Source organism: Shewanella electrica (assembly GCF_022321485.1).
GTDB classification, from domain to species: Bacteria; Pseudomonadota; Gammaproteobacteria; order Enterobacterales; family Shewanellaceae; genus Shewanella; species Shewanella electrica.
The window spans coordinates 1-268 of record NZ_JAKOGG010000322.1; the positions used below are offsets into that span (position 1 = coordinate 1).

Genomic DNA, 268 nt, shown 5'->3' on the forward strand with positions numbered 1-268 from the left:
ACATTTCTCGCATCCTTAAATACCCAATTCGCATGTTCGTTGGAATGCAAACAGCTCTTTCCAGGGGCATCGGGACGCTTCTCCTAACACCTGACAACACTTGCCTGGTTTCTTCCTCGTCATCCAATGCTACTCCGGCCCCATGCATTGCATCTTCTTTTGCTTGTTGGGCGGCGGCAGCAGCAGCTCCTATCTTAGCTTGATTCTTCCGCTGGTAGGCAGCTAACAACTGATCATAAGGAGCAGATCGCCCTTGAACAGCACGCTT

At 50.7% G+C, this 268-nt stretch carries 1 protein-coding gene; it reads right to left on the minus strand.

What is annotated here, in order from left to right:
* On the minus strand, positions 1-268 hold a 268-nt coding region (locus L9G74_RS24205; protein WP_238898653.1), incomplete at both ends, for an SCA7 domain-containing protein.